Here is a 601-nt window from a genome sequence, read left to right as displayed (position 1 = left end):
TTAGGATAGAACCCAGCTTGTAATTGCGCTCCATTAGTTAAGGAAATTGATTTGGCATCAATCCGAATGTTGCCGACATTTCCTTGTCCATCACTACTAGCATTGAGAAAAGCATCATCAAAAGAAACTAACGGTGCGGAGATTTGAATATTGCTACCGTTTGCTACTGCACCAAACTCTACATCAGTAAAAATTCCACTGCGAGAATTGTTGCTATTTCTGCCTGCAACAGAAATCGATTCTGTTGCTTCTAGGGAGACTACACCAGGATTTCCTTGTTGTCGTGCATTAGGATAGAACCCAGCTTGTAATTGCGCTCCATTAGTTAAGGAAATTGATTTGGCATCAATCCGAATGTTGCCGACATTACCGATAGTAGGGGTTGTTCCCTGCCGACTACCTAAATTGCTGGTAAGGAAGCTATTGTCTAGAGAAACAGAATCCTGCGCCTGAACCTCTATATCACCTGCGTTACCTTGTCCTGCACTATTAGTATTCAGACGAGTATTACTCAGAGCCACTACAGGTGCGGAGATTTTGATACTGCTACCATTAGCTATTGCACCAAATTCTACGTCAGCAAAAATTACACTATTCGCGG

1 pseudogene is annotated in these 601 nt (G+C 42.4%); it reads right to left on the bottom strand.

What is annotated here, in order from left to right:
- Nucleotides 1–601: pseudogene (locus tag DSM107010_RS39115) on the bottom strand (hypothetical protein); the annotation flags it as partial.

This window comes from Chroococcidiopsis cubana SAG 39.79 (assembly GCF_003991895.1).
Classification (GTDB): Bacteria; Cyanobacteriota; Cyanobacteriia; order Cyanobacteriales; family Chroococcidiopsidaceae; genus Chroococcidiopsis; species Chroococcidiopsis thermalis.
The sequence above is the reverse complement of the archived record's forward strand: the minus strand, read 5'-3'. Positions and strand labels throughout refer to the sequence as shown.